Annotated in this window: 19 protein-coding genes; 12 read left to right on the plus strand and 7 right to left on the minus strand. The window is 73.4% G+C overall.

Annotated elements, in window-relative coordinates; all coding sequences use genetic code 11:
• Nucleotides 1-110: 110 nt before the first annotated feature.
• Nucleotides 111-998, minus strand: a complete 888-nt coding sequence (locus B9W62_RS16630; protein ID WP_087807897.1) for a LysR family transcriptional regulator — start codon at nt 996-998, stop codon at nt 111-113.
• A gap of 127 nt (nt 999-1,125) precedes the next feature.
• Between B9W62_RS16630 and B9W62_RS16635 the strand changes: the two genes are divergently transcribed.
• From B9W62_RS16635 to B9W62_RS16655, 5 genes are all read left to right on the plus strand, one after another.
• Nucleotides 1,126-2,154 carry an alcohol dehydrogenase catalytic domain-containing protein gene (locus B9W62_RS16635; RefSeq protein WP_256976441.1) on the plus strand — a complete coding sequence of 343 codons (1,029 nt, stop codon included), beginning with the start codon at nt 1,126-1,128 and terminating at the stop codon, nt 2,152-2,154.
• A 150-nt stretch (nt 2,155-2,304) separates the two neighbouring features.
• Complete coding sequence (locus B9W62_RS16640) at nt 2,305-3,423, plus strand: flavin monoamine oxidase family protein (RefSeq protein ID WP_087807898.1); 1,119 nt, start codon at nt 2,305-2,307, stop codon at nt 3,421-3,423.
• A 166-nt stretch (nt 3,424-3,589) separates the two neighbouring features.
• Nucleotides 3,590-4,855, plus strand: a complete 1,266-nt coding sequence (locus B9W62_RS16645; RefSeq protein WP_087807899.1) for an MFS transporter — start codon at nt 3,590-3,592, stop codon at nt 4,853-4,855.
• Between the two features lie 164 nt (nt 4,856-5,019).
• Nucleotides 5,020-5,559, plus strand: coding sequence for a hypothetical protein (locus tag B9W62_RS16650; protein ID WP_256976444.1), 540 nt, complete (start codon nt 5,020-5,022; stop codon nt 5,557-5,559).
• A gap of 196 nt (nt 5,560-5,755) precedes the next feature.
• Entirely contained in the window at nt 5,756-7,588 is a 1,833-nt protein-coding gene (locus tag B9W62_RS16655; protein WP_087807900.1) for an alkyl/aryl-sulfatase, read from the plus strand.
• Nucleotides 7,589-7,635: 47 nt separating this feature from the next.
• Here the strand turns inward: B9W62_RS16655 and B9W62_RS16660 are convergent, their stop codons facing one another.
• Complete coding sequence (locus B9W62_RS16660; protein ID WP_087807901.1) at nt 7,636-8,457, minus strand: SDR family NAD(P)-dependent oxidoreductase; 822 nt, start codon at nt 8,455-8,457, stop codon at nt 7,636-7,638.
• 115 nt (nt 8,458-8,572) lie between these two features.
• Between B9W62_RS16660 and B9W62_RS16665 the strand changes: the two genes are divergently transcribed.
• Nucleotides 8,573-9,172: a TetR/AcrR family transcriptional regulator gene (locus tag B9W62_RS16665; protein WP_087807902.1), complete on the plus strand. Its 600-nt coding sequence runs from the start codon at nt 8,573-8,575 to the stop codon at nt 9,170-9,172.
• Between the two features lie 42 nt (nt 9,173-9,214).
• On the opposite strand, the gene B9W62_RS16670 is transcribed toward B9W62_RS16665, so the two are convergent.
• Nucleotides 9,215-9,406, minus strand: a complete 192-nt coding sequence (locus B9W62_RS16670; protein ID WP_087807903.1) for a hypothetical protein — start codon at nt 9,404-9,406, stop codon at nt 9,215-9,217.
• A 57-nt stretch (nt 9,407-9,463) separates the two neighbouring features.
• Nucleotides 9,464-9,808 (minus strand): ANTAR domain-containing protein, encoded by a 345-nt coding sequence (locus B9W62_RS16675; RefSeq protein ID WP_087807904.1) that lies wholly within the window; start codon nt 9,806-9,808, stop codon nt 9,464-9,466.
• Nucleotides 9,809-10,091: 283 nt separating this feature from the next.
• Between B9W62_RS16675 and B9W62_RS16680 the strand changes: the two genes are divergently transcribed.
• Together B9W62_RS16680 and B9W62_RS16685 are read left to right on the plus strand one after the other, a co-directional pair.
• The gene (locus tag B9W62_RS16680; RefSeq protein WP_087807905.1) at nt 10,092-11,321 is read left to right on the plus strand and encodes a cation:proton antiporter; all 1,230 of its coding nucleotides are present in this window, start codon (nt 10,092-10,094) and stop codon (nt 11,319-11,321) included.
• 97 nt (nt 11,322-11,418) lie between these two features.
• The gene (locus B9W62_RS16685) at nt 11,419-11,877 is read left to right on the plus strand and encodes a DUF4396 domain-containing protein (RefSeq protein ID WP_142200060.1); all 459 of its coding nucleotides are present in this window, start codon (nt 11,419-11,421) and stop codon (nt 11,875-11,877) included.
• Between the two features lie 27 nt (nt 11,878-11,904).
• Here the strand turns inward: B9W62_RS16685 and B9W62_RS16690 are convergent, their stop codons facing one another.
• Complete coding sequence (locus B9W62_RS16690; RefSeq protein ID WP_087807906.1) at nt 11,905-12,315, minus strand: four-helix bundle copper-binding protein; 411 nt, start codon at nt 12,313-12,315, stop codon at nt 11,905-11,907.
• Nucleotides 12,316-12,542: 227 nt separating this feature from the next.
• Here B9W62_RS16690 and B9W62_RS16695 point away from each other — a divergent pair, with 227 nt between their 5' ends.
• A complete protein-coding gene (locus B9W62_RS16695; protein WP_087807907.1) occupies nt 12,543-14,636 on the plus strand; it encodes an ATP-binding SpoIIE family protein phosphatase in 2,094 nt (697 codons plus the stop codon).
• A gap of 49 nt (nt 14,637-14,685) precedes the next feature.
• On the opposite strand, the gene B9W62_RS16700 is transcribed toward B9W62_RS16695, so the two are convergent.
• Together B9W62_RS16700 and B9W62_RS16705 are read right to left on the minus strand one after the other, a co-directional pair.
• Nucleotides 14,686-20,154: a DNA repair ATPase gene (locus tag B9W62_RS16700; protein ID WP_256976447.1), complete on the minus strand. Its 5,469-nt coding sequence runs from the start codon at nt 20,152-20,154 to the stop codon at nt 14,686-14,688.
• Nucleotides 20,155-20,239: 85 nt separating this feature from the next.
• Nucleotides 20,240-22,273: a flotillin family protein gene (locus B9W62_RS16705; RefSeq protein WP_087807908.1), complete on the minus strand. Its 2,034-nt coding sequence runs from the start codon at nt 22,271-22,273 to the stop codon at nt 20,240-20,242.
• 639 nt (nt 22,274-22,912) lie between these two features.
• Between B9W62_RS16705 and B9W62_RS16715 the strand changes: the two genes are divergently transcribed.
• The 3 genes from B9W62_RS16715 to B9W62_RS16725 are packed head-to-tail and all read left to right on the plus strand — an operon-like array spanning nt 22,913 to nt 26,004.
• Complete coding sequence (locus tag B9W62_RS16715; protein ID WP_087807909.1) at nt 22,913-23,647, plus strand: hypothetical protein; 735 nt, start codon at nt 22,913-22,915, stop codon at nt 23,645-23,647.
• A gap of 6 nt (nt 23,648-23,653) precedes the next feature.
• Complete coding sequence (locus tag B9W62_RS16720; RefSeq protein ID WP_087807910.1) at nt 23,654-25,258, plus strand: hypothetical protein; 1,605 nt, start codon at nt 23,654-23,656, stop codon at nt 25,256-25,258.
• On the plus strand, nt 25,255-26,004 hold the full coding sequence (locus B9W62_RS16725) for a TIR domain-containing protein (RefSeq protein WP_087807911.1): 750 nt from the start codon (nt 25,255-25,257) through the stop codon (nt 26,002-26,004). The genes B9W62_RS16720 and B9W62_RS16725 overlap by 4 nt, the downstream gene beginning before the upstream one ends.
• Nucleotides 26,005-26,074: the final 70 nt, after the last annotated feature.

A 26,074-nucleotide genomic window follows, 5' to 3' on the forward strand; every position in this document is an offset into this window, starting at 1 on the left:
AGGGAGGGAACGGAACGGTAAGTCCCGCAATGTGCCTGCCACGTTAGGCATTCCCGGCAAGGTCCGGTAGGGGACCACGCTGAATCGGGTTATAAGCGGCGCGTATGGCCCTAGTGGCGGGTGGCCGCGAGGCTGTCGGCGAGGCGGAGCAGGTCCGGGGCGAGCGGGGAGTCGGCGCTCCAGACCGCTTCGAAGGAGATCTGCACTTCGCGGCCCTGGTCGTGCAAGGGACGGTGGCAGACGTCGGGCGAGCTGAGTTTGGAGCGGGGGACCAGGGCCGAGCCCAGACCGAGCTTCGTCCAGTCCTCCAGCACCCGATAACTGGCGGCCTCGCCCGGATAGGTGTTCAGGGCCATCTCGTGCGCCTGGAACAGCTGCGTGGTGAAGGTGGTCAGGCCGCAGGTGTCGGGGACGAGGATGAACTGCTCCTTGCCGGCCTCCGTGAGTTCGACGGGGGTTGCCTCCGCCGCGTCGGGAGTGACGACGACGATCGGCTCGACGTCGATGACCCGGTGCTCGAAGCGGGGCATCGCGGCCACGGCCGGGATCAGGATGATGTCGAGTTGCCCGGCCAGCAGGCATTCCCGCAGCTCCTGCATGTTCGCCTCGCGCAGCACCAGGTCCCGGGGCGCGGGAAGGCCCTGGACCATGCTGAACGCCCGGGCGACCAGGTGCGAGCCGATCAGCGGTGAGAGTCCCATGCGGATCTTCCGCTCACCGGATTCGGTCAGGCGCCGGGCCTCCGCCCCGACGGCGTCGAGCGCGGCCAGGGCACGCTCGATCAGCGGCAGGATCCGGATGCCGAACGCGGTCTGCGTCACACCGCGCGGCGACCGCTCGAACAGCTTGCCGCCCAAGCGGTCCTCCAGCTTGGCGATCCCGTTCGACAACGCGGGCTGGGTCACCCCGTACGCGCGTGCGGCGGCGCTGAACGACTTGGTCTCCGCCACCGCCTGCGCATAGCGGAGCCCCTCAAGGTTCAGACGATCCGATGCCATAGCCACGGCTTATCACTCCATTCACTGAAGTCCTCTACCAGGCGGGATTTCCTCTGCCTACGGTAAGAGGCCTACTCCTTCAGCATAAGCAGAAGCTATGAGTAGCGTCGTCGGAACGGAAGGCAGCATGTCGGACAGCGCCGTGACCATGGTCGTGACCGAGCCCCGCGGATCCCTGCACGCTGTGGCGGCCGGGACGGTTCCGCCGCCCGCCGGGTGGGTCCGTGTGTCGGTGGTGGCGATCGGCGTGTGCAACGCCGACATCGGAACGGCCGCCGCCACCGGCGAGGACACCGCCTTCCCCGTCACCCCCGGCCACGAGGTCGCCGGTGTCGTCACCGGGACCGGCGACGGGGTCGAGGGCTGGGTGGCCGGCGACCGGGTGGCCGTCGGCTGGTTCGGCGGCAGCTGCGGCCACTGCGCGCACTGCCGGTCGGGCGACGTCGTCCACTGTGCCGAACGCAGGATCCCCGGCCTGTCGTACCCGGGCGGCTGGGCGCAGAACATCACCGTGCCCGCCGACGCTCTCGCCCGCATCCCCGACGGCCTCGACCTCTTCGACGCCGCCCCCTTCGGCTGCGCCGGAGTGACGGCCTTCAACACGATCCGCAAGGCCGGCATCCGCGCCGGAGGACGGGTCGCCGTCTTCGGCATCGGCGGCCTGGGCCACCTCGCCGTGCAGTTCGCCGCGAAGCTCGGGTACGAGACCGTGGCCATCGCCCGCGGCGGCGACCGCGAACACCTCGTCCGCGAGCTCGGCGCTCACCACTACGTCGACAGCGACGCCCACGCGCCCGGAGCCGTCCTGAAGGAGTTCGGCGGCGCCGACCTCATCGTCTGCACCGCCTCCGCCACCGCACCCGTGGACGAACTGCTCACCGGGCTGCGCACGCATGGGCAGCTCACCCTCGTCGGCGTCGACGCGGGATCCGTCACCGTCCCGGCGGCCCGGCTGGTCATGAACGGTCATACCCTCACCGGGCACCTGACCGGGAGCCCGCGCGAGACGGAGGAGGCCATGGCCTTCGCCGTCACCACGGGTGTCCGGCCGATGATCGAGCGGATGCCGCTGGAGAAGGCCGACGACGCCGTCACCCGGCTGCGCTCCGGCGCTCCCCGCTTCCGCATCGTCCTGGACACCTCCGGCGGCGAGTAGCGGGCCCCTCGCCACGCCGCGCGCCCCGCCACGCGGCGGGCGGTACTCCACCCGCCACGCGGCCGGCGGGTGGAGTACCGCCCCGTCTTCCGCCCGATGCCGCGACCACCGACGACTGCGGGGGTTCAGCCTGCTCAGAATGGAGCCACCATGTCCCACCAGGAAGCCCACGACGTCATCGTGGTCGGCGCCGGCGCCTCCGGACTCGCCTCGGCCGACGCCCTGCACACCGCCGGCCGCGACGTCGTCGTCCTGGAGGCCCGCGACCGCGTCGGCGGACGCCTGCTCTCCACCCCTGTCGAGTACCCGGGGCGGGCGCTCGACTTGGGAGCCACCTGGTTCTGGGACGGCGAGGATCGCGTACGGAACCTGGCCGCCCGCAGCGGCATCGCCGTCTTCGAGCAGCACCTCGCCGGCGACACGATGCTCCAGGAGACGACCGGCGTCCGCCGCCTCACCGGCAACCTGATCGACGCCCCCTCCCGCCGCTTCGCCACCGGGGCACAGAGCATCGCCGCCGCCCTCGCCGCCGCGCTGCCCGCCGGAGCTCTTCGGCTGGACACGCCCGTCACCGCCATCCGCCCGGCCGGCCAGGGCGGCCTAGACGTGCTCACCCCGGCCGGCACCCTCCGTGCCGGGCACGTCGTCCTGGCCGTCCCTCCGGCCCTGGCCCTGGAGCGCATCGACTTCCACGATGCCCTCCCCACCGACCTCGTGCGCCTGGCCCGGGCCACCCCCGTGTGGATGGGCTCCGCCGTCAAGGTCGTCGCCCACTACCCGGACGCGTTCTGGCGCCAGGACGGGCTGGCGGGTGCGACGTTCAGCAGGACCGGCCCGCTCCAGGAGATCCACGACATGTCCGGGCCCGACGGCGAGCCCGCCGCGCTGTTCGGCTTCGCCCACGCCCGCACCGTACGCCCCGGCTTCGAGCAGGCCGCCGTCGCTCAGCTCGCCCGGCTCTTCGGCCCGCCCGCCGGCGCCCCGGCGGCCCTGCACGTGCGGGACTGGAGCACCGAGCGGTGGACCGCCCCGTCGACCGTGCGGCGCCTCGCCGACCACTCACTCTTCGGCCACCGTCTCTACCAGCGCCCGGCCCTCGACGGCCGGCTGCACTGGGCGACGACCGAGACGGCCACCGGCCATGCCGGGCACGTCGAAGGCGCCCTCGCCTCCGGTGAACGCGCGGCGCGTGCCATCCTCGCCGCGTCCGCCGACGTGAAGGGGACCGCCCAGCACGTCACCGCCCCCGGGAGACAGGCCCCGGCCTGACACCGTACGAATAGACGGGGCCACCGGCCTGACACCGTACGAATAGACGGGCCACCGGCCCGACGCCGTACGAAACCGCGCCCGGACGCCGGCCTGACCCCGTACGAAACCGCGCCCGGCCGCCGGCTCCCGTCCGGGACCGGCCGGCTCACACATGAGGAGAGAGATGACCAACGCCGCACCCGCCGCAACGCCGGGACTCATATCCGATCCCGTCCACGCCCAGCGGCGGATCCTGCGCGTCCTGGTCGCCTCCCAGATCCTCAGCGGCGCGGGTCTCGCCGCGGGCGTCACGGTCGGCGCCCTCCTCGCCCAGGACATGCTCGGCACCACCAGCCTCGCCGGGCTGCCCAGCGCCCTGTTCACCGCCGGCTCCGCCCTCACCGCCGTCACCGTCGGCCGCATCTCCCAGGCCCGCGGCCGCCGCCCCGGCCTCGCCACCGGGTACCTCGCCGGCGCCATCGGCTCCGCCGGCGTCATCACCGCCGCCGTCCTCGACAACCCCGTCCTGCTGTTCCTCGCCCTGTTCGTCTACGGTGCCGGCACCGCCACCAACCTCCAGGCCCGCTACGCCGGAGCCGACCTCGCCCCACCCGGGCACCGCGCCCGCGCGGTGTCCACCGTCCTGGTCGCCACCACCCTCGGCGGCGTCGCCGGACCCAATCTCGCCGCCCCCGCCGGCACCCTCGCCGAACACCTCGGCATCCCCCACCTCGCCGGACTCTTCGTCATCTCCGGCGCCGCCTACGCACTGGCCGCCCTCGTCCTCGCCCTCTGGCTGCGCCCCGACCCGCTGCTCCTGGCCCGAACCGTCGCCCAGGCCAAGGAATCCGACGCTGCGGCCAACCCGGCCGCCGCCGACACCGCCGACACCGGCGAGAGCCGCGGCGGCGTCGTCCTCGGCGCGCTCGTCATGATCCTCACCCAGCTCGTCATGGTCGCGATCATGACGATGACACCGGTCCACATGCACGACCACGGCCACTCCACCGCCGCGTCCGGCCTCGTCATCGGCATCCACATCGGCGCCATGTACCTGCCCTCACCGCTCACCGGCTGGCTCGTCGACCGCTACGGCCGCATGAAGCTCGCCGCCGCGTCGGGTGTCACCCTGCTGGCCGCCGGCATCCTGGCCGCCGCCGCGCCCAGCGGCTCCGTCGCGCTCCTCGCGCTCGCCCTGGCCCTGCTCGGGCTCGGCTGGAACTTCGGGCTCGTCTCCGGCACCTCGATCATCACCGACACCGTGCCGCTTGCCACCCGGGCCAAGACCCAGGGCCTGGTCGACGTCTCCATCGCCATCGCCGGCGCCACCGGCGGCATCACCTCCGGCATCATGGTCGCCGCCACCAGCTACCCCGCCCTCGCGCTGACCGGCGGCATCCTCTCCCTCGCCCTCCTGCCCGCCGTCGCCGCCACCGCCTACCACCGATGAACCCCGACGTCCCCGCGCCGGACATCACCGCGCCGGACATCCCCGTCGGCCCCCGCACATTCCCGTGCGGGACCCCGGGTCAGCACTCTCCCAGTCCCCATCGCCGCACGAGTGGCGGGAAACTTTAGTTCCCAGTTGCGGGATCTGGGAACTATAGTTGTCACATGATGGTCCCCGAGATCACCCCAGAAGAGCAGGCAGTGCTGGACAAGGCCCTGTACGACGCCTTGAATCCCCTGGCCTCCGCAATCCGGTCCCGTCAGACAGGGCTGCCCGCGGACCGCGCGTGGGACGCCGATCCCGTCGAGGTGGCGCTGTCCGTCCTGGCCGCCTGGAAGGTCGTGGACGGCGAGGTCAGGCGGCTGGCCGGGCGGGCGGCGGCGACCGCCGGCTCCTACGGCGCGAGTTACGAGCAGTTGGGAGCCGTCTGGGGCATCACCCGCCAGGGCGCTCGCAAGAAGTGGCCCGACGCCGTCGGCCGCGCGGCATCCGCGGTGGCGGACACCCGCAGACTCGCGCTCTTCGGAGGGACCGCCGAGCTGGCGCAGGCCCCGGCCGGGGTATGGAGCTGGACGGGCAAGGGGGCTGACGGGGCGTCCGGCAGGGCCGCGGAAGGGGCGCGCCATGCGACCGCGGAAGAAGCGGCGGCCCACGCGGGCGCGTTCCTCGCAGAACACGCCCTCGGCACCGACGGCCGGTCCTGAAAGCTCGGTCTCGGGGATCGGCACGGTGACGGTGCCCGCCTCTGCCGCGGCCGCCTCCCGGACGCGGGCGACGCCGGGCCGCAGGTCACTCGTCCGGCCAAGCCCAGCGGGTCGTTCGCCGCCGCCGTACCGAGGATGGTGCGGACGAAGCGACGGCGACCGCCCGCCGTGGCGAACACGCGTCCAGGAGGTCAGCGTGAGCCTGTCCGACCGGTCCCCCGCCACCGGGCTGCCCGACTTCGCGGACCGCACCGACTTCGAGGACGCCGACCGGGGTCTGGTCGCGCCACCCGCCGGGCCGGTCGTCACCGCCGACGACGGACGGGTGGTGTGGGACTTCGGGGCCACCGCGTTCCTGGCCGGCGACTGCCCCGGCACCGCGCACCCGAGCCTGTGGCGGCAGTCGCAGTTGTGCGCCCGCGCGGGGCTGTACGAGGTGACCGACGGGGTCTACCAGGTGCGCGGCTTCGACCTGTCCAACATGACGCTGATCGAGGGCGAGCGCGGGGTCGTCGTGGTCGACCCGCTGGTCTCGGCCGAGTGCGCCCGCGAGGCGCTGGCCCTGTACCGCGCGCACCGCGGCGACCGCCCGGTCACCGCGGTGCTCTTCACCCACTCGCACATCGACCACTTCGGCGGCACCCTCGGCGTCGTCGAGGAGGGCGCCGACGTGCCGATCGTCGCGCCCCGGGGGCTGATGGAGCACGCGGTCGCGGAGAACGTGTACGCGGGGACCGCCATGCTGCGGCGCGGTGTCTACCACACCGGTGGCAACCTGCCCGCCGGGCCGGACGGCCTGATCGGGGTGGGGCTGGGCTTCACCGCGTCGCACGGGCTGCCGAGCCTGCTGCCGCCGACGCTGGACGTCACCCGGACCGGCCAGGAGGAGCGGCTGGACGGGGTCCTGTTCCGCTTCCAGATGACGCCGGACACCGAGGCGCCGTCGGAGATGAACTTCCACCTCCCCGAGCGGCGGGCCCTGTGCATGGCGGAGAACGCCACCCACAACCTGCACAACATCCTGACCCTGCGCGGCGCCGTGGTCCGCGACGCGCGAGTGTGGTCCCGCTACCTCACCGAGGCGATCCAGCTCTTCGGCGACGACTCCGACGTCCTGTTCGCCTCCCACCACTGGCCGACCTGGGGCACCGACCGCCTCAAGACGTTCCTGTCCGAGCAGCGCGACCTCTACGCCTACCTGCACGACCAGACCCTGCGGCTGACCAACCAGGGCCACACCGGCACCGAGATCGCCGAGATCATCGAACTGCCGCCCGCGCTCGCGCAGGCATGGCACGCACGCGGCTACTACGGCTCGGTCAGCCACAACGTCAAGGCGATCTACCAGCGGTACATGGGCTGGTACGACGGTCATCCCTCCTCGCTGTGGGAGCACCCGCCGACCGCGAGCGCGAAGCGGTACGTCGACTGCATGGGCGGCCTGGACGCCGTACTGGACAAGGCGCGCTCCTACGCCGACGACGGCGACCTGCGTTTCGCCGCCCAGCTCCTGAAGCACGCCACCTTCGCCGCGCCGGACAGCACCGAGGCCAAGGAGCTGCTCGCGCGGGTCTTCGAGCGGCTCGGGCACGGCGCCGAGTGCGGGACGTGGCGCAACAACTACCTCACGGCCGCGCAGGAGTTGCGCGAGGGCGTGAAGCGGGTCCCGATCGTCGCCGGCAGCATGGCGTCCGCGCTCAGCGTCGACCAGGTCTTCGACTCCCTCGCCATCCGGGTCGACGGCCCCAATGCGTGGGAACACGAGGTGTCCACGCACTGGCACTTCACCGACCTCGGTGAACGCCACCAGGTGATCCTCCGCAACGGAGTCCTCGTCCACTACCGCACCGCCCGCGCCGACGCGAGCGCCGACCTGGCGCTCTCCCTGACCACACCGCGGCTCATGGAACTGCTGGCAGGCGGAACCGGCCTCGACGGCATCGAGCACAGCGGAGACCCGACCGCACTCCGGACGCTGCTGTCGGTCCTGGACGAACCCGACCCCGACTTCCCCATCGTCACCCCCTGACCCCGGCTCCCCTCCGCCGTACTCGCCCGTCTGCGTGCCTGCCGGGGTCAGCCCGGAGCCATGCGGCTGAGGGGCTCCCAGGCCCGGTACAGGTCCGCCTGGGCCCGGTCCATCTCCAGGACATGGTCGAAGGACTGGCTGCCGACGATCAGCCGTCGGGGCGGGTTTGGCAGTGCGGCCAGCTCCATGACGACCCGGGCGGCGGTGTCCGGCTCCGGGGCGACGGCGTCGCCCCACATCGCCTCCATCTCGGTGCGCAGGGGCCGATACGGCGCCATGGGTTCGGTGTTCGTGGTGCCGGCGGTGAACAGGCCGGTGTTGTAGCCGCCCATCTGCACGATGGTGACCTTGACGCCGAACCCTTCGACCTCCATCGCCAGCGCCTCGCTCACCGAGTCCAGCGCCGCCTTGCCCGCGCCGTAGTAGCCGACCGTGGCCATGCCTCCGCCGCTGCCCATCGAGGTGACCTGGAGAAGCCGCCCGCCGCCCTGGGCACGCAGGTGGGGCAGGACCGCCTGGGCCACCCACACGGCGCCGAAGAAGTTCACATCCATATGGGCCCGGATCTGCTCCTCCGTGGCCTCCTCCACCATGCCGTAGAGCATCGCGCCCGCGTTGTTGACGACGACGTCCAGCCTGCCGAAGGCGGCCGCCGCGTGCTCCACCGCGTCGAACACCCTTTCGCGGTCGGCGACGTCCAGGGAGAGCGGGACCAGGTGGCCGGGGTACTCCTCGGCCAGCTCCTCCAGCGGCCCGACGTCGCGGGCGGCAGCCACCACGCGGTCGCCGCCCGCCAGGGCGGCCACGGTGAAAGCGCGTCCCAGGCCGCGGGATGCGCCGGTGATGAACCAGACCCTTGCGCCCGTCATGCTGCGTCACCTCACGTAAATGAAACGATCCGTCTCGGTTCGTTTTGAGCGTAGGGCATCGGGACGGCCTTATCAATACGGTCCGTCTCGTTTCCTTTCCCGGTAGAGTGGCCGCATGTCCACGGAGAGAGGGCCGGACCACTCCCGGCGCAAGGAACGGTCCCGGCAGGCGATCCTCGCCGCCGCCCGCGCTCTGGTCGCCGAGGAGCCGTACGAGAAGGTCACGCTCGAAGCCATCGCCGCCCGCGCCGGCGTCGGCAAGCAGACGATCTACCGGCGGTGGCCGTCGAAGAGCGCGGTCGTCGTCGCCGCCCTTCTGGCTCTGAGCGAGGACGCGGACGGGCAGTCGGTCACGCTGCCGGACACCGGCGACCTCCGGGCCGACCTGGTGCTCGTCCTGCGCGCCACGGTCGAGGAGTTCGCCGACCCCTCCTTCGACAAGCTGATCCGTGCCCTGAACACCGAGATCGCCAACGACCCCGCGCTGGCGGCCGAGTACCGCGCGAAGCTGGCCGGGCCGTTGGACGAGGCGAAGAAGGCACGCCTGCGCAGCGCCCGGGAGGCGGGCCAGCTCGCCCCCGACGCCGACCTCGACCTGGTGCTCGACATGCTCTACGCACCGCTCTTCGTGAGGTGGCTGCACCGCAGCGGTCCGCTGACGCCCGCGTACGCGGACGCACTCGTCGACGCGACACTCAAGGCTTTCGCCCCCTGAAGTCCGGGGTGGCGGGTCCCCTCGGGGCCGGGCGCGGCCCCGTCAGCCGAGCGCGCGCAGCACCAGCCGGACCACGCTCACGACCCCGCGCCAGAGCCAGCCGAACAGTCCGCTCTGCACGGCCACGTCGGCGACGTCCGCGGCGGCGTCCATCCGGCCCGAGCCGGACCCGCACCGGGAGCAGGAGCGGGGCCAACGACGCTTGTCCGCGCCGCACTTCTCGCAAGTCGCCATGCCGTCATTCTTCCCTGCCGCAGCAGCCGCCGGTGTCGGCAAAGCTCGGGGTCCGGGTCAGGGACCGGTGTGCGGGCTCGCGCGGCGGGAGAGGGCCGCGTGGAGTTCGCCGTGCAGGACGGCGGGCAGCGGCGCGCCCCGCGCGTGGTCCAGGAGGTACTCGGCGACGACGGAGAGTCTGACGTTGGTGTGCTGGGAGGTCTCCCGCAGGACGGTGAAGCCGTCGGCGGGGCTGATCCGGCCCAGGACGGTCAGGACGCCGATGGCCTGGTCGACCGCGGCGTGGGAGGCGAGGGCCTGCTTGAGCTGTCTGTTCTCCGCCCGCACCCGCCGCAGTTCCGCCACCAGTTCATCGGTCGTCGTCTGCGGGGACTCGGTACTGCGACGCGCGGAGGAGGTCATGGCACTCACCGGTGTGTGCGGCGGGTAGCGACATCATCACGCCTGCCCCCGTTCCGTACCGGCATCCGTCCCGGGCGCGCTCCCGCCTTCCCGGCGGCGGCGCCCCGCTCCCCCTTCCGGCGTAGGTCCGGTAGTTGCGGCCCGGCCGGCGGGCGACAGTGGCAGGGGCGGGCGCCGCCGGTGTCCCGTCCCGGCACGCCGTTCGCGAGGGAGCGTCGATGGCACGGAACGCGGGTCTCCGACGTACGCGGCAGTCCGTGGTCCGGCGGCGCGGCGGCGCCTCATGAGCCATCCGGGCACCCTTGTCCTGATCATGGCCGCCGCGGTGCTGGCGCCGCTCCTCGTCCACGCCACGGGGCGGCGGGTCAGGATCCCGCTGGTCATCTTCGAGATCGTCCTCGGCATCCTGATGGGGCCCGACGTGCTCGGCTGGGCCCGCCCCGGCGAAGTGGTCGACACGCTCGCCGACCTCGGCCTGTCCATGCTGATCTTCCTGGCCGGCTACGAGATCGACTTCGCCGCCGTCCGCGGCGACACCCTGCGCCGCTCCCTGTGGTCCTGGCCCCTCGCCCTGGTCGCCGGGATCGCGCTGGCGCTGCTCATCAGCCGCGGGGACGTCTTCGAGGCGTTCGTCGTCGGCACCGCCCTCACCAGCACCACGCTCGGCACCGTACTGCCGATGCTGCGGGACAGCGGCGAACTGCGCGGCCGGTTCGGGACGGTGATCTCGGCGTTCGGCGCGGTCGGCGAGTTCGGGCCCGTGATCGCCGTGGCGCTGCTGCTCAGCGGTCGCCGGCCGGCCGAGTCGGCGGCGCTGCTGGCCGCGTTCGGGGCGATCACGGCCGCCGCCGTGTTCTGGGCGCTGCGCCCGAGGCCGCCCTGGTTCGCCCGGCTGACCGAGCTGACCCTGCACAGCAGCGGCCAGTTCGCGGTCCGGTTCGTGATGCTGCTGCTCGCCTGCATGCTGGGCCTCGCCGAGGTCTTCGGCCTCGACGTCCTGCTGGGCGCGTTCGCCGCCGGGGTCCTGACCCGGCTCGTCCTGCACCGGGCGGCGCCCGCGAGCAGCGGGGAGGTCCTCGGCAAGGTGGAGGCCATGGGGTTCGGCTTCCTCGTGCCGCTCTTCTACGTCGTCACCGGCATCGAGTTCGACCTGGACGCGCTGCTGCACGACCCGGGCGCCCTGCTGCTGGTGCCGGGGTTCCTGCTGCTCTTCCTGCTGGTGCACGGCGTCCCGGTGTACCTCCTCGCACCCAGGGATCTCGATCGCGCGGACCGGGTGGCGCTGGCGCTGTTCGCCTCGACGTGCCTGCCGCTGGTCGTCGCCATCACGACCATCGGCGTCGACCAGAAGCTGATCGACACGGACCTGGCGGCCTCGCTGGTGGGCGCCGCGATGATCTCCGTACTCGTGTTCCCGCTGGTCGCCGCGCGGGTGCGGGCGACGGGCCGGACGGCCGGGGCAGCCGGGGCGCTGCCCACGGCGGACGGGGCGAGGGACTCGGAGGCCTGGTGACGACGGATGACGGATGACGGACGGCGGACGGCGGACGGGGAGAAGGGCTCGGAGAACGACTGGCCTGGATACCCCCAGGGGGTATAACGTGGCGGGCATGGACCACAGCACGCACCACCACGGCACCACCTGGGCGACGGCCATGCGGGCGACCCTGCACTGCCTCACCGGGTGCGCCATCGGCGAGATCCTCGGCATGGTCGTCGGCACCGCGCTGATGTGGGGCAACGTGCCGACCATGGTGCTGGCCATCGCCCTGGCCTTCGTCTTCGGCTACTCCTTCACCCTGTTCGCCGTCGTGCGCGCCGGGGTGTCCATGAAGGCCGCGGTCAAGGTGGCGCTGGCCGCCGACACCGTCTCCATCGCCGTGATGGAACTGGTCGACAACGGCATCATCGCCCTCGTCCCCGGCGCGATGGACGCGCACCTCTCCGACGGGCTGTTCTGGTACGCCCTGCTCGGCGGCTTCGCCGTCGCGTTCGTGATCACCACGCCGGTCAACAAGTGGATGATCGGCCGCGGCAAGGGCCACGCCGTCGTCCACGCCTACCACTGACCGCCCCCGGCATGCCGCTCGCCGGTCTCAGCCGAGGCCGGCGAGCAGGTCGTCGCACGCCTGCTCGCAGCTGCGGCACGCCTCGGCGCAGACCCGGCAGTGCTCGTGCATGTCGGCGTGCCGGGCGCACTCGTCGCCGCACGCCCGGCAGACGGTCACGCAGGCCTGGAGCACGGCCCGGGTCACGTTGGCGTCGTAGCCCGTGTGCCGGGACAGCACGGCGGCGGTCGCGTTGCAGACGTCGGCGCAGTCCATGTCGGTGCGGATGCACTTGGTCAGATCGGCGACCGTGCTCTCCGACAGACAGGCGTCGGCGCACGCGGTGCACGCCTGGGCGCACCTGAGGCACTCCTCGATGCACCTGGCCATGGCGTCCCGGTCCACGTCGCCCAGGTCGGCCGGGTAGGTACGGAGTAGGTCGTTCACGGTGGTGGTCATGGCGGCCGCTCCCTTCTGCTCGTGTCTGCTCGTGACGGCTCGCGTCTGCGGCTGCTCGCGTCTGCGTCTACGTCTGCTCGTGTCTGCGGCTGCTCGCGTCTGCTGGCGCGTACGTCTCGGTGCCTGCCGGGTGCACCGTGCGCCGTACCGCAAACCGCCGCCGGACCGAGTTGCCGGGCGGTGCCGATGCGAGAAGGTGAGAGGGAAGGCCGCGAAGGGAGCGTGCGGTGACAGGCGACCCCATCGGCGACGCCGCGGTGCTCAACGCGCTGTTCGCCAACTCGCCCCAGGGGCTGTTCGTCTTCGACTCCGAGCAGAAGGTCGCCCGCTACAACCCGGCCGGCCGGGGAGTGCGGGGCCTGTCCGAGGAGGACGTCCTCGGACAGGGCATCGCCGACTTCGCCCCCGGGTTCGAGGCGGCGGAACTCCAGGGCCTGATCGACGAGGTCTGGGCGACCGGCGAGGCGCTGCGGGGCCGCCTGGTCCGCGGCACGTCGCCGTCCGACCCGTACCGGGCGCTGGCCGTCGAGGTGTCCCTCTTCCCGCTGCACGACCTGGGTGACGGCAGGCCCGGCCTGGTGGGCGTGGTCGAGGACGTGACCGAGCGGCAGGCCGCCGCGGACCGGCTCGCCGTGCTCAGCCAGGTGCACGCGACGGTCGGCTCCACGCTGGACGTACGGACCACGGGCGACGAGCTGGTGCGGGCCCTGGTGCCCGCCTTCGCCGACGCGGCCACCGTCGACCTGCTCGACGACGGTGCCGTCGCGGCCGAGCGCCCGGCCGGTCCCCCGCCGACGGGGGTTCCGCTGCGCCGGGTGGCCTTCGCCCCGCCGTCCGCGGAGGTGAGCCGCAAGGAGGGCGACAGCCGCCCGCTGCCCTTCCCCACCCCGTACACGCAGGTCCTCAACGACATGCGGGCCCGGCTGGTCCGCGTCGCGTCCGACGACCCCTGGCTGGCCACCGACCCCGAGGCCTTCGAACCGCTGGTCCGGACGGGTGTGCACTCCATGATCGTCGCCCCGCTGCTGGCCCGGGACACCGTGCTCGGGCTGCTGACCCTGTACCGGCACCGGACCGACCCCTTCGAGGAGGCCGACCTGGACGTGGCCCGGCAGGCGGCGTTCACCGCGTCCGTGCACCTGGACAACGCGCACCACTACCGCCGCGAGCACACCGTGGCGGCCGCCCTCCAGCGCCGGTTGCAGCCCGGCGCGATCCCCCGGCTCTCGGCGGTGGAGACCGCCCACGTGTACCTGCCCGAGAGCGCCGGCGGCGACTGGTTCGACGTCGTGCCCCTCTCCGGTACGCGCGTCGCCCTGGTCGTCGGGGACGTCACCGGCCACGGCATCGAGGCGGCGGCCACGATGGGCCAGCTCCGGCTGGCGCTGCGCACCCTGACCCTGCGGGACCTGGAGACGGACGAGTTGCTGACCCACCTGGACGAGGTCGCCTCCCAGCTGGCGAACGGCTCCGGGCCGGGTCCGAACCCGCCGGTGGCGACCTGCGCGGTCACCGTCTACAACCCCGTCTCCCGGCACTGCACCATGGTCCGCGCGGGACACCCCGCGCCCGTCGTCATCGACCCCGACGGAGTCCCCCGCGCCGTGGAGGTCCCGCAGGGGCCGCCGCTCGGGACCGGCGGCGGACACGTCTTCACCCCGGCCGTGCTCGAACTCGCGCCCGGCACCCTGCTGGCCCTCCACACCAACGGCCTCACCAGGGGCAACGGCGACCACGGGGACGCCGCCCGGCGCCGCCTCGAACACATCCTGGCCTCCACCACGCGGCCGTTGCAGGAGCTGTGCGACACCGCCGTGTACCACATGGCGCCCTCCCGCCACGACGACGCCGTCCTGCTGCTCGCGCGCACCCGTGCCCTGCCGCCGGAGCACGTCGCGGACTGGACGCTGCCCGCCGACGCCTCCGTGGTGGGCACCGCGCGGCGGCTCGTCGACCGGCAGCTCGCCGCCTGGAACCTCGACGAGGCGGTCTATACCACAGAACTCGTCGTCAGCGAACTCGTCACCAACGCCATCCGCTACGGCAGGGGCCCGGTGCGGCTGCGGCTCATCCGGGACCGGGGCCGGCTGCTGACCGAGGTCACGGACGCCAACAGCGCCAGTCCCCATCTGCGCCGCGCCCGGGAGAACGACGAGGGCGGCCGCGGCCTGTTCATCGTGATGCGGCTCAGCACGCACTGGGGCGTCCGGCACAGCCGCCACGACAAGACCATCTGGTCCGAGCAGCGGCTGGACGGCGGGCCGGCGGACACGTCGGACCTGCTGGAGGCCTTCGACGTGCCGGACCCGGCGGGGCGGTGAGCGGGGCTGGGAGCGCGGCGGTGAACGGGGCTGGGAGCGACCCCGCCGGTCACCGCTCCGGCCCGCCGGCGGCGTGCCGCGCGTGCGGGCCGGCCAGGAGACGGCGGGGGTCGGCGGCGCGGGTGATGGCGGACTCGACGGCGGCGACCCGGTCCGCGAGGTGGCCCAGGGCGGCGACGGCACGGGTGAGCGGGTCGTCCTCCGGACCGCCCAGCGTGCGGGCGCGGACGTGGGCGGTGCGCACCTCGGCCCAGCGGGCGGCCTGCTCCGGGGTGAGCGTGCCGCGCAGCTCGGCGAGCTTGAGGAGGTTGGCCTCGGCCCCGTGGGTCAGGGTCTGCGCCTCGGCGGTGTAGTGGTCGTCGAGGACGGCGTCGCGTTCGGCGTCGTTCATGACGGGGCGGATGCGCTGGGCGATCTTGTTCATGTTGCGGTACGAGCCCTGGAGCCGGAAGGCGGGCTCCGTACGGGTGTCGTCCGACCGGGCCGCGGAGGCGATGTAGGCGGCGTTGACGGCCAGCACCGTCTCCCGGGCGGCCACGAGATGCCGCAGGACGGACAGGATCCGCTCCAGTTCGGCGGGCGGGTAGGCGTGGCCGAGGCGGTCGGCGCGTGCGGTGGGGTCGCCGGTGGCGAGGCGGACGAGCAGCTCCAGGTCGGTCCGGTCGCGGCCGGCCAGCGGGGCCAGGACCGGGTTGGCGGTGAGCGCGTTCTCCAGGAAGCTCAGCGCGAAGGCGTCCTCCTTGCCGGTCAGGACGTCGCCCAGGTTCCAGACGTCGGCGCGGTTGGCGAGCATGTCGGGGACCTGGAAGCGGGCGCCCGACTCCGTGTAGGGGTTGCCGGCCATGCAGACGGCGAAGCGCTTGCCGCGCAGGTCGTAGGTGCGGGGGCGGCCGTCCCGCACGCCGTCCACCCGGCGGGTGGCGTCGCACAGCGGGATGAACTTCTGGAGCAGCTCCGGGGAGGTGTGCTGGATGTCGTCCAGGTGGAGCAGCGTGTTGTTCCCGGCCGCCAGCGCGAAGTTGATCTTCTCGACCTCCTGGCGCGCGGTGGCGTTCGGGGCGTCGGCCGGGTCGAGCGAGGTGACGGCGCGGCCGAGCGCGGGACCGCTGATCTTCACCAGCATCAGGCCGAGCCGCTCGGCGACGTACTCGACCAGGGTGGTCTTGCCGTAGCCGGGCGGGGAGAGCAGCAGCAGGAGGCCGCCGGTGTCGGTGCGCTTGCCGTCGCCGGTGGCACCGAGCTGCTTGGCCAGGCTGTCGCCGACGAGCGGCAGGTAGACCTCGTCCACGAGGCGGTTGCGGACGAAGGCGGACAGGACCCGCGGACGGTGGTCGTCCAGGCGCAGACGATCCCGTTCGGCGCCTGTCAGGGCGGTACGGCGCCGCTGGTAGGCGCGGAACGCGGGGACGTCGTGCGCGGCGAAGCGGGCGGTACGGGCGAGGAACTCGTCGAGGCGAAGCGGCAGCCGGCCCCCCGTGACCCGCGGGTGACTGCCCAGCAGGCCCTCGGCCGTGGCCGTCGGCGGGGCGTCCCCGTCGTAGCGGGGCAGGTCGGGGCAGAGCTCGGCGGCGACCGCCTCGGCCAGGTCACCGGGGGTGAGGCCGGCGCCGGTGGCGGCGGCGTACGACGAGATCCACGCCTCGGCGAGCTGTCCCCGGGCGGCCAGGCCGTCCACCGCGGCCAGATCCTCGTCGTAGGCCGGGCTGCCCACGGTGCGGCGGAACTTCTCCAGGAGCGTGCGCGTACCGGCGCCGAGAACGAAGCCTTCGGGGCCGGCGGTCAGCTCGTGGAAAAGGTACGCGGCGGCGGCGCGGGCCCCCTGCGCACCGGAGCCCGACGGGCCTGCGGGCCGGCCGAGCGCGCCGGTCGGAGGGCCGACGGTCCCGGCCGCCCCCGCAAAGCCCTCGGCCGTGCGGGCCCTGCCTCCTGCGGCCGGGAGCGCGCCCGCCGCCCGACGGGTGCCCCCCGCGGCGGCCGGACCAGCCGCCCCCACGGCCGAATCGGCCGCCCCCACCAGCGAACCGGCCCCGGCCGCCGAAGCAGGAACCCCGGCCGTTCCGGCCACCGCGCCGGACGCACCCGGCGGCGAAGCGGCGACCCCACCGCCCGCAGCCGCCGCAGCCGCCGGGTCCGCCGAGCCGCCGCCCGCCGTTCCCGCGAGGCCGGGACCGGCACCCGCGCGGCCGGCCGACCCCGCCACCGTCTCCCCCGGCCCCGGTCGCCGCCCCGAACTCGGCCCCGACCACGCGTCGATGGCCGCCGCCAGCTCCTCCTCCAGGTCTCCGATCGCCGCGGAGAGGCCGAAGGCGGCCCGGGCGCGGGCCAGGGACAGCGCGCGGCGGGTCCAGGACCCGCGCGCCCGCGGTGTGGTGCCGTGGGTCCAGAAGAGCTGGGCGGCGGCGCGGGCGGCCGGTTCGTGCACGAGGGTCCCGGCCCTGTCGTACAGGGGCAGCAGCGCGGTCAGGACGGCCGTCGCGTCATGGTCGTGCACGCCCCGCTCGTAGCCCTCGTCGTACGCCTCCTGCGCGGCCTCGCGGACGAGGGCGGGCAGGTCGTCGGCGTCGGCGAGGGCGCGTGCGCCGTGCTCCCGGAGCAGCCGGGCGGCGAGGTGTTCGGCGCGGTACACGCCGGGGGACTCCGAGGGCAGGGTGCGGTCCCAGTGGGCGCGGGTGGCCGCGAAGTCCGGGTCGGTGACCGGCGAGCGGTAGTCGGTGCCGGTGAGGGCGAAGGCGAGCCCGTCGCCGTCGGGGACGAGGGTGAGGTCGAGGGGCTGGGTGCTGACGGCGAAGCGGTGGGCGCCCAGGCGCAGGGTGCGGCCGTCGTCGGCGTACAGGTCGGTGCGGTCGCGCAGGGCGCGGGAGGCCTCCTGGCGGGCCGACTTGAGGCGCCCGTCCAGTTCCTCGGCGCGGACGCTGTCGCCGAGGGCGCGCAGTTCCTCGGCGGTGCGGCGGACCTTGGCCGGCATGGGGTCGGAGGCGAAGTACGTGCTGACCGCGTCGGCGTCGGCGAGCGTGGCGCACCGCCGGGCGACCGTCTCCATGATCCGGGCGGCGGAGGCGGCGAGTTGCTCCGCGCGGCGGGCGCGGGTGTCGGAGAGGGACTGCTTGCGGGCGGCGAGCGCGTCGTAGATCTCGGTGCGCTTGTCGGCGAGTTCGGCGAGGAAGCCGTCGAACTCCGCGAAGCGGGACTCCAGGTCCTCCAGGCGGGCGAGCAGCCGCGCCAGCTGGTCGTCGCAGTGCTCGGGGGTGTCGGCGGCGGCGAGCGCGGCGGTGACGGCCTGGCCGAGCAGGGCCGTCTCGGCGGTGAACTCGGCGCGGCCCTCGCGGTCGAGGAGGGCGCGGCGGCGGGCGTCGAGGGTGGCTCGGGCGCGGTTGACGCCGCCCAGGACGGCCGCGACGCGCTCCAGCAGGGCGGTGCGGAGCGTGGCGTCGCCCATGTCGAGTTCGGCGACGACGTCGGTGACCGTGCGCAGTCCGTCGGCGAGTTCGTCGAGCCGGGCCGCGACGGGTCCGGCCTCGGCGACGGTGGCGATGGCCTCCGCGTCGGCGACGAGCGCCTCGACGTCCGCGCGCTGGGCGTCGAAGGCGTCGTCGCGGGCGAGGAAGGCCACCGCCCGCCGACCCAGCTCGGCCAGGGACGCCTCGGTGTCCTCGGCGAGGGCGTCGATGCCGGGGGCGTCGGCGTACCGCAGCTCCTTCACGGTCAGCAGGTGCCCGTGCGCGTGCCGCAGTTCGGTCAGGCCCCGCACCCAGGCGGCGGCCTCCTTGGGCGCCTCGCCGCGCAGCCGCCGGACCACCGACGCGATCCGTCCGGCGGCCTCGTCACGGGCCTCGGCCGCCCGCCGGGTCAGGTCCCGTACCGTCTCGAACTCGGCCAGCACCTGCTCGGCGGTCTCGCGTACGGCGGCCAGCGCGCCCGCCAGGTCGCCCAGGTCCGCCTCGCCCAGCCAGTGGTGGGCGTCGGCGGCGCGCACGCAGGAGGCGGCGAGCGCCCGGTAGCCCTCGGCGGTGGTGATGCCCTCGCCGACGGCCCCGGCGACGGACAGACAGGCGGAGATGCCGCGCACCAGGTCGGCGTTGCCCACGCGGGCCAGCGGTCCGCTCCCGGCGGGCGCGGCGGCGGCGTGGGTGTCGGAGACGTAGGGCGAGTGCCACAGCTGCACGGGGTGCACCTGCGCGGGTTCCTCGCCGTCCGCGCGCAGCACGGCGAACGTGCCGTCCTCCGCCAGGGCCCAGCCCCGGCAGAGCAGCGGGTTCGCGACCTCCTTGCGGATGGTGTTGTACGACAGCAGCAGGCCCCGGCTCTCGCCGCGCGCGTGGAAGGCGTACAGCACGTCCTCGCCGTTCGGCGAGCGCATCTCGCGTTCGAACTCGAGCCCGGTGGCGTCGAGTTCGTACGTCTTGTGGGCGCCGGTGGCCAGGCAGTAGCCGCCGGGGAAGACGATGCCCTGGTCGTCGGGCAGGCGGCGGCAGGCCAGGCCGATGCCGTCCAGGCGGACCACCGACTTGGTGAGGGTGTTGAACACCAGGTACCGGTCGGTGTCCTCCTTGTAGGGCCGGACCCGCAGCAGGACCAGGGCGCCGACCCGGGCGTGTGCGATGTCGGCGTCGGCCAGGGACTGGAGGGGGTCGGCGACGGGCTCGGAGTAGACGCCCTCGGCGGTCTCGGTGTCGTCCTCCAGCTTGACGGTGAGGGCGCCGCCGACCGCGCTGACGTGGAACTCGCCGCGCACCGACACGTGCGGGTGGCGGCCCAGGACGTGGTCCTCGCGGGTCGCCGCGGTCCACTCGAAGTCGTGGGACGGGGGGAACTCGTCGTCGCGCTCGCCGCGCGCGTCGAGGAAGACCGCCCGCCCGTCCTCGGTGAGTTCCCAGCGCAGGACGCGGATGTCGTCGGCCTTCTCGCCGGTGCGGAAGACGGCCAGCAGCCTGCCGCCGACGGCGCGCAGCCGCAGCAGCCGGGCCTGCCGGTAGTAGCGGTGCAGGTCCGCGAACTCCCGTACGAAGGCGGGGTCGTCGAGCAGGCCCGGTACGGCCGCCTCGGGCAGCGGGTTCAGGTCGCGGTCGTACAGGGTGAAGACGTCGGCCACGGCCGCGGTCCGGGAGCGCCGGTCGCCCCGGCGGCCGGTGGAGCCCAGGAGCAGGACGCCGCCGACGGCGGCGAGGTCGCAGGGCACGCCCGGGTGCTCGGTGCGCAGCCGCTCGGTGGAGGCCAGCGCGAGCCGGGCCGAGCCGAACTCCTCCACCCGGCGGCTGTTGAGGAGGTCGGCGCGGCGGGCGAGGTCGGCGCTCTGCGCGGCGAGCCGGTCGCGCAGCACCTCGTACGCCCCGGCGTCGGCGGTGTCGTACGTGACCGCGGCGGACGTCGAAGCCGTGCCGGGCGGCGCGACCGTGCCGGGCGTTGCGACCGACGCGGACGTCGAGCCCTTGGCGGACGTCGAGCCCGTGCCCGACGTTGCGACCGTGGCGGACATCGAAGCCGTGGCGGACGTCGTGGCCGTCTCCGGAGCGGTGGCCATGAGCGGTGGTTCCCTTCCAGGATGCGGGGTGCCGGAACCGCCGACCCCCGTACGGCGGTCCCGGCACCCGGTCGGTGGCGGCCGGTCAGACCCTGGCCGTGCCGTTCAGCGTGGTCAGCGGGGTGTCGGCGAGGCCCAGTTCGCCCGCGCGGTCCAGGAGTCGCTGCACCTGCCCGGCGTCCGTGCCGCCCGACTTCATCAGCTTCATCAGCAGCGCGGAGACCGTCAGGTTCTGCACGTCGGCCGTGGAGAACGAGCCCAGCACGCGGCTCAGGTCGTCGGTGAAGCTCGACGAGCCGTCCAGCCAGGGCCCGGCGAGGGCCTGCGCGGTCTCGGAGTGCTTGACGAACCCGTCGACGCCCTTGCCGAGCGCCACCGAGGACATCAGCCGGTCGAAGAAGACCGAGTCGCCGCCGACGATGTCGATGTCGGCGTTCTCCAGACCGGTGGCGAGCACCGTGGCCTGCGCCTCGGCGACCTGCCGCTGCACGTCGAGCCCGGCCAGCCGGATGTCCTTCTCCGCCTCCAGGCGCAGCCGGTACTCCTCGTGGCCGCGCGAGGCGTCGTCCAGGGCCGCCATCGCGGCCGCCTTCTCGGTGAGTCCGGCGGCCTCCGCCTTCAGCCTGCCGCCGATGGCCTCCGCCTCGGCGAGCGCCCTGGCCCGCGCGCCCTCGGCCTCGGCGCGCATCCGGGCCTCGGTCGCCCCCGCCTCGGCGCGGCCGGCCTTCTCGACGACCTCTGCTTCCTTGTCCCGGACCTGGACCGCCGCCAGCCCTTCCGCGGCCGCCTCGGCCTGGAGCCCCTCGGCCATCCGCAGCTTGGCCCGCGCCTCCAGGTCGGCGCTCTTCAACCGGGCCTCGGCCATGGTGAGTTCCTCGGCGGCGCGGTGGGTGGCCGCCGCCTCCGCGGCCTCGGCGGCCTTGATGTCCTTGACCAGCCGCTCCTGCGCCTGGGCCTCGGCGGCGATGATCACGGTCTGCCGGTCCCGCTCCGCCTCCTCCACGGCACGCAGCTTCTTGATGGACTCCTCCTGCTCGGCGACCGTACGGTCCACGGCGACGCGCTCGCGGATGACCTCGGCGATGTCCCGCCGCTCCGCCTCGACCTCCTTCTCGGCGGAGATCCGGGTCAGCTCCGTCTCCCGCTCGCGGCCGATGGCCTCCAGCATGCGGTCCTTCTCGATGCGCTCGTTCTCTACGGCGATGACCCGCTCGCGGTTCTTCGCGGCGACCGCGACCTCACGGGCCTGGTTCTCGCGCTGCACGCCGAGCTGCTCCTCGGTGCGCAGGAACGCCGTCTGCGCGCGCAGCCGCTCCTCCTCCACCACCCGCGCCGTCTCGGCCTCCTCGCGGGCCCGGGTGGTGTCGATCTCGCGCTTCTGCTTGATCTCGGCGTCCGCCTGCCGGCGCTCCAGCTCCAGCACGGCCTCGCGCGCGTCGACGTTCTGCCGGGTGATCTCCTTCTCCTCGGTGCGGCGGGCCTCGTTGGTGCGCACGTGCTCGACGGCCGTCAGCTCGGTGATCTTCCGGATGCCCTGGGCGTCCAGGACGTTGGCCGGGTCCAGCTGGGTCAGCGGCGTCTGCTCCAGGTAGTCGATGGCCGCGTCCTCGAGGTGGTACCCGCTGAGGTCGACGCCGATGACCTCGATGATCCGGTACCGCAGCTCCTCGCGCTTGGTGTAGAGGTCGGTGAAGTCCAGCTGCTTGCCGACGGTCTTCAGCGCCTCGGAGAACTTCGCGTGGAACAGCTCTTGCAGCGTGTCCCGGTCGCTGGCGCGGGCCGTGCCCACCGCCTGGGCGACCTTGACGACGTCCTCGGCGGTCTTGTTGACCTTGACGAAGAACGAGATGCGGATGTCCGCGCGGATGTTGTCCCGGCAGATCAGCCCCTCCTTGCCGGCCCGCGTGATCTCGATCGTCTTCACCGAGATGTCCATCACCTCGGCCTTGTGCAGCACCGGCAGCACCACCTGACCCGTGAAGGTCACGTCCACCTTGCGCATCTTCGAGACGATCAGCGCCTTGCCCTGCTCCACCTTGCGGAAGAGCCGCGAGACGCCGAACAGCACGACGGCGACGAGGAGCAAGCAGACGACGGCGAGGACACCGATGACTTCCATGGCATACGTCCTTACGGCATGAGGCGGCTGTCGGGCGGCCGGTCGAGCACGGCCGGCCGCCACGGGTGCGGATGCGGGTGTGTGAGCGGGTGCGTGAGCCGGTGCGGGAGCGGGTGCGGAGACGCCCGTACGGACGGGCGCGATACCGGGGGGCGGATCTTCGGACGGACCACGCCCCTGCCGGGCCCCGGCAGAGAGGCGGGGCTACGGCTTCCGGACGGCGCGGCGGCTCAGGCCGCGGCACCGGCGGCGCGCGGGGCGCGGCCGGGTTCGTCGGGGCGGGGGCGGAGCCGGTGAAGGGGGCGGACGAACGGACTGTGCTCCGTCACCGTCGTCACCGTCGTCATCGTCCGCCCCCCTCCGCAGTGCTCCCCGTGCGGCCATGATGCGTGACGGTGCCACCTATCCGCATTGCCGGTTTCCGGCAGTGTTCGGCGCGGCTTGGATGCCGGTGAGCCGCCCCCGGGCCGATCGCCGGGAAGCCATACCGGAAGCCGATCGGAAGCGCATCGGAACTCCCGAAATCTGGTTCCGGAAGCGCCGCCACTGGTCGGATCGGTCGATGCACATGGCACATCGGCCCACTCGGGACGCGTGCCGTATCCGCCCGGCCGGATACCGGCGGCAATGAGGTGACAGATGAGCAGTACACGCGTCCCGCCCGGCGCCCGGGGTTCCTACCCCGCACCGGGGCTCGCACTCACGCCCGGCCCCCTGCGCAACCAGGCCCTGACCGTGATCGCGATCCCGTTCGTCCTCATAGTCGTGCTGGCCGTCGTGCTCGCCACGACCGGCCCGGACGACGGAGCGCCGTCCACCGACGGGCTCTACGGCAGCGGAGCGCTGCCGGACTGGGGATCGGGCACGACCGACGACGGCACGAGCGACGACGGCACGTCGGACGACGGCACCGACCCCGACGGCACGTACGGCGACGACCCGTACGAGGACGACACCTACGACGGCGGCACGTACGGCGAAGACCCCTACGGCGAGGGCACCGCGGACGACACCGCCACGGACGACACCACGACCGACGACACCGCGACCGACGACACGGCCACCGACGGGGCCACCACCGACGAGACCGGCCCGGAGGCGACCGTGACGGCGTACTTCGACGCCATCAACAACCGCGACTTCGCGGCCGCGTGGGAGCTGGGCGGCAGGAACCTCGACCAGGACTACGACACCTTCGTCGCCGGCTTCGCCACGACCCAGCGGGACGACGTCACCGTGACCGGCACGTACGGCGACGACGTCTCGGTCACGGTCGTGGCCTGGGAGACCGACGGCACGCGGACGACGTACGAGGGCACCTACACGGTCAGCGGCGGCGTCATCACCTCGGCCGACATGCGGGAAGGGAACTGAGCAGCCATGACCACCCACGCCGCCCCGCCGCCCCCGGACGGAACGAGCAACGCCACCCGCCTGATGTGCGCGGGCACCTATCTCGACCCCGTCTACCGCAAGGGGGTCATCCGGGAGCTGCTGACCCACCGCTACCGGGTGGTGGCCCCCTCCTACGGCTACGACGCCGCGCCCGTCCTGGCGCACGCCCTGGCCGCCCACAACCTGCGCCGCAACCAGCTGATCGCGCTGGGGACGGGCGCGGTCGTCGCCGCGCTGCTCATGGCGGCGGACGTGCTGGGCGGCTGGACGGCCGCCCTGTTCGTCTTCTGGCTCGCCTGGGCCACGATGTTCCTGCGCCGGCTCGCCATCCTCCAGACCCTCGCCGAGCACCTCGCGCCCCCGGCGGAGGACCCGGCGGAGGACCGCGCCGGATTCGACGGCTCCCACCCGATCACCTCGCGCCTCACCCCGGAACTGGTCGCCAAGATCAACCGGGAGCAGGCCTCGGACACCGTGTACTACGGCGGCTACAAGCCGTTCGTCGGTGCCGGCCACTCGATCAAGCGGTGGGCCAACGCGGAACTGCTGCTCGGCGTGCCCAAGTCCCGCGTCGGCGCGTTCGGCCAGGGCCTGCTCAACGGGCACGTCCCCGCCCAGCACGGGCCGGCGGACGACGCGGACGGCACGGGCGAGGCCGGGCGGACGGAACGCAAGCCGATCATCCCCTTCACGGTCGAGGACATCACCACCCGGGTCTGCGAGGAGATGCTCGCGGAACTGCGCGACAAGCCCGCGCCGAGCGACCGCGTCGAGCTGCTCTCCGTCGACCGGCGCCGGTTCACCAAGGCGGTGCGGACCGCCGAGGGCAGCGACCCCGTCGCGGTGCTCCTGGACACGCCCGACCCCGACAGCCCCGACCACACCGCCGGGCACTGGCGGGAGGACTACGACGCCCGCCGCGAGTACCTGTGCGTCCGCATCGGCGCCTGGAAGCAGGAGCTGGTCACCTCGGTGTTCATCGGCTTCGACATCAAGGGCAGCACCCTGCACACCGAGTTCTACACCTATGTGCTCGGTCCGCTGCCGGAGAGCTTCCACCTCGCCGACCGGCTGCCCGCCACCATCGACGGCACGCTCATGCTGCGCATCGCCTGGGACGTGACCCGCAGCGCGCCCGGCGAACTCCTGCGGCTGATCGCCAACCCGCTGCGCGAACGGCTGCCCAGCCGCTTCGGCACCGACACCGTGCGCAAGCTGGTGGGCCAGCCCGCCGACACCAGCGAGTTCCGGCTCGGCCGCTACGCCCTGACCGCGGTGGACTGCGGCGCCCTCACCAGCGTCCGCGAGCTGGCGCCCAACCACGACTTCCACCACTTCTTCCAGGAGTCGGACACGATCAAGTACATCCAGATCATCGAGCGGCACCTGCTGCAAATCGTCGGCGACTTCCTGCGCGACCACGACGTCGACACCCGTGAGCACGACGCGAACCAGACCAACATCCTCCAGCAGAACTTCGGCGCCAACAGCACCAACAACTTCGGCGGCAACCAGAGCGTCGGCAACACCAACACCACCCAGACCTTCGGCAGCAACTCCGGCGTCACCAGGGAGGCACGGCAAGGATGAGCGGCCAGCAGTTCCACGGCAACAGCTTCGGGCAGGGCAGCACCAACAACTTCGGGGGCAACCAGAGCTCCGGCAACACCGACACCACCCAGACCTTCGGCGACAACTCCCCGATCCACGCCGCGCCGCCCGCGCCGTCCACCCCGCCCGCGCAGCCGTACGCCGACGGGTGGCGGCGCCCGGCCGCCGCGGGGCCCGGGGACGCCGAGCGGGCCCGGAGCGTCTTCGTCGTGCACGGCCGCGACGACCAGGTGCGGCGCGAGATGTACGAGCTGCTGCGCCGGCTCGACCTGCGGCCCAAGGAGTGGGAGGACCTGGTCCGGGCGACCGGCCAGGCCTCGCCCTTCCTCGGTGACGTGGTCGCCGCCGCCCCCGCGCAGGCCCAGGCGGCGCTGGTCCTGCTCACCCCGGACGACGTCGTCACCCTCCACCCCGAGCTGCGCGGCCACCACGAACCCGACTACGAGACCCGGCCGGTGTGCCAGCCGCGCCCCAACGTCCTGATCGAGCTGGGCATGGTGCTGATGGCCTACCCGGAGCGCACGCTGATCGTCGAGGTCGGCGGTCTGCGGCCGATCGCCGACATCGCCGGCCGCAACGTCATCCGCTTCGACGGCTCCGACACGGCGCTCGGCAAGGTCGTGGAGCGGCTGAAGCTGGCGGGCTGCACGGTCAACGACACCGGCTCCGACTGGCGCCAGACCTACCCCTTCCGCCACCTGTCGGCCTACCACCGCCGGCCGTAGGGGCCCTGCCACCGCCGGCCGTACGCGTCCGGCGGATCCGGCGCCGTTCGGGGGACCGGCGCAACCGGCC

This window comes from Streptomyces sp. CS113 (genome assembly GCF_002188365.1).
In the GTDB taxonomy this organism is placed as follows: Bacteria; Actinomycetota; Actinomycetes; order Streptomycetales; family Streptomycetaceae; genus Streptomyces; species Streptomyces tendae.

What these genes read in the sequence shown, in the direction of transcription:
- B9W62_RS16690 (WP_087807906.1), bottom strand. Translation starts at nt 12,315, where the DNA reads ATGACCACCACCGTGAACGACCTACTCCGTACCTACCCGGCCGACCTG.
- B9W62_RS16670 (WP_087807903.1), bottom strand. Translation starts at nt 9,406, where the DNA reads ATGGCGACTTGCGAGAAGTGCGGCGCGGACAAGCGTCGTTGGCCCCGC.
- B9W62_RS16680 (WP_087807905.1), top strand. Translation starts at nt 10,092, where the DNA reads ATGAGCCATCCGGGCACCCTTGTCCTGATCATGGCCGCCGCGGTGCTG.
- B9W62_RS16660 (WP_087807901.1), bottom strand. Translation starts at nt 8,457, where the DNA reads ATGACGGGCGCAAGGGTCTGGTTCATCACCGGCGCATCCCGCGGCCTG.
- B9W62_RS16640 (WP_087807898.1), top strand. Translation starts at nt 2,305, where the DNA reads ATGTCCCACCAGGAAGCCCACGACGTCATCGTGGTCGGCGCCGGCGCC.
- B9W62_RS16725 (WP_087807911.1), top strand. Translation starts at nt 25,255, where the DNA reads ATGAGCGGCCAGCAGTTCCACGGCAACAGCTTCGGGCAGGGCAGCACC.
- B9W62_RS16635 (WP_256976441.1), top strand. Translation starts at nt 1,126, where the DNA reads ATGTCGGACAGCGCCGTGACCATGGTCGTGACCGAGCCCCGCGGATCC.
- B9W62_RS16650 (WP_256976444.1), top strand. Translation starts at nt 5,020, where the DNA reads ATGATGGTCCCCGAGATCACCCCAGAAGAGCAGGCAGTGCTGGACAAG.
- B9W62_RS16685 (WP_142200060.1), top strand. Translation starts at nt 11,419, where the DNA reads ATGGACCACAGCACGCACCACCACGGCACCACCTGGGCGACGGCCATG.
- B9W62_RS16645 (WP_087807899.1), top strand. Translation starts at nt 3,590, where the DNA reads ATGACCAACGCCGCACCCGCCGCAACGCCGGGACTCATATCCGATCCC.
- B9W62_RS16720 (WP_087807910.1), top strand. Translation starts at nt 23,654, where the DNA reads ATGACCACCCACGCCGCCCCGCCGCCCCCGGACGGAACGAGCAACGCC.
- B9W62_RS16675 (WP_087807904.1), bottom strand. Translation starts at nt 9,808, where the DNA reads ATGACCTCCTCCGCGCGTCGCAGTACCGAGTCCCCGCAGACGACGACC.
- B9W62_RS16715 (WP_087807909.1), top strand. Translation starts at nt 22,913, where the DNA reads ATGAGCAGTACACGCGTCCCGCCCGGCGCCCGGGGTTCCTACCCCGCA.
- B9W62_RS16705 (WP_087807908.1), bottom strand. Translation starts at nt 22,273, where the DNA reads ATGGAAGTCATCGGTGTCCTCGCCGTCGTCTGCTTGCTCCTCGTCGCC.
- B9W62_RS16700 (WP_256976447.1), bottom strand. Translation starts at nt 20,154, where the DNA reads ATGGCCACCGCTCCGGAGACGGCCACGACGTCCGCCACGGCTTCGATG.
- B9W62_RS16630 (WP_087807897.1), bottom strand. Translation starts at nt 998, where the DNA reads ATGGCATCGGATCGTCTGAACCTTGAGGGGCTCCGCTATGCGCAGGCG.
- B9W62_RS16665 (WP_087807902.1), top strand. Translation starts at nt 8,573, where the DNA reads ATGTCCACGGAGAGAGGGCCGGACCACTCCCGGCGCAAGGAACGGTCC.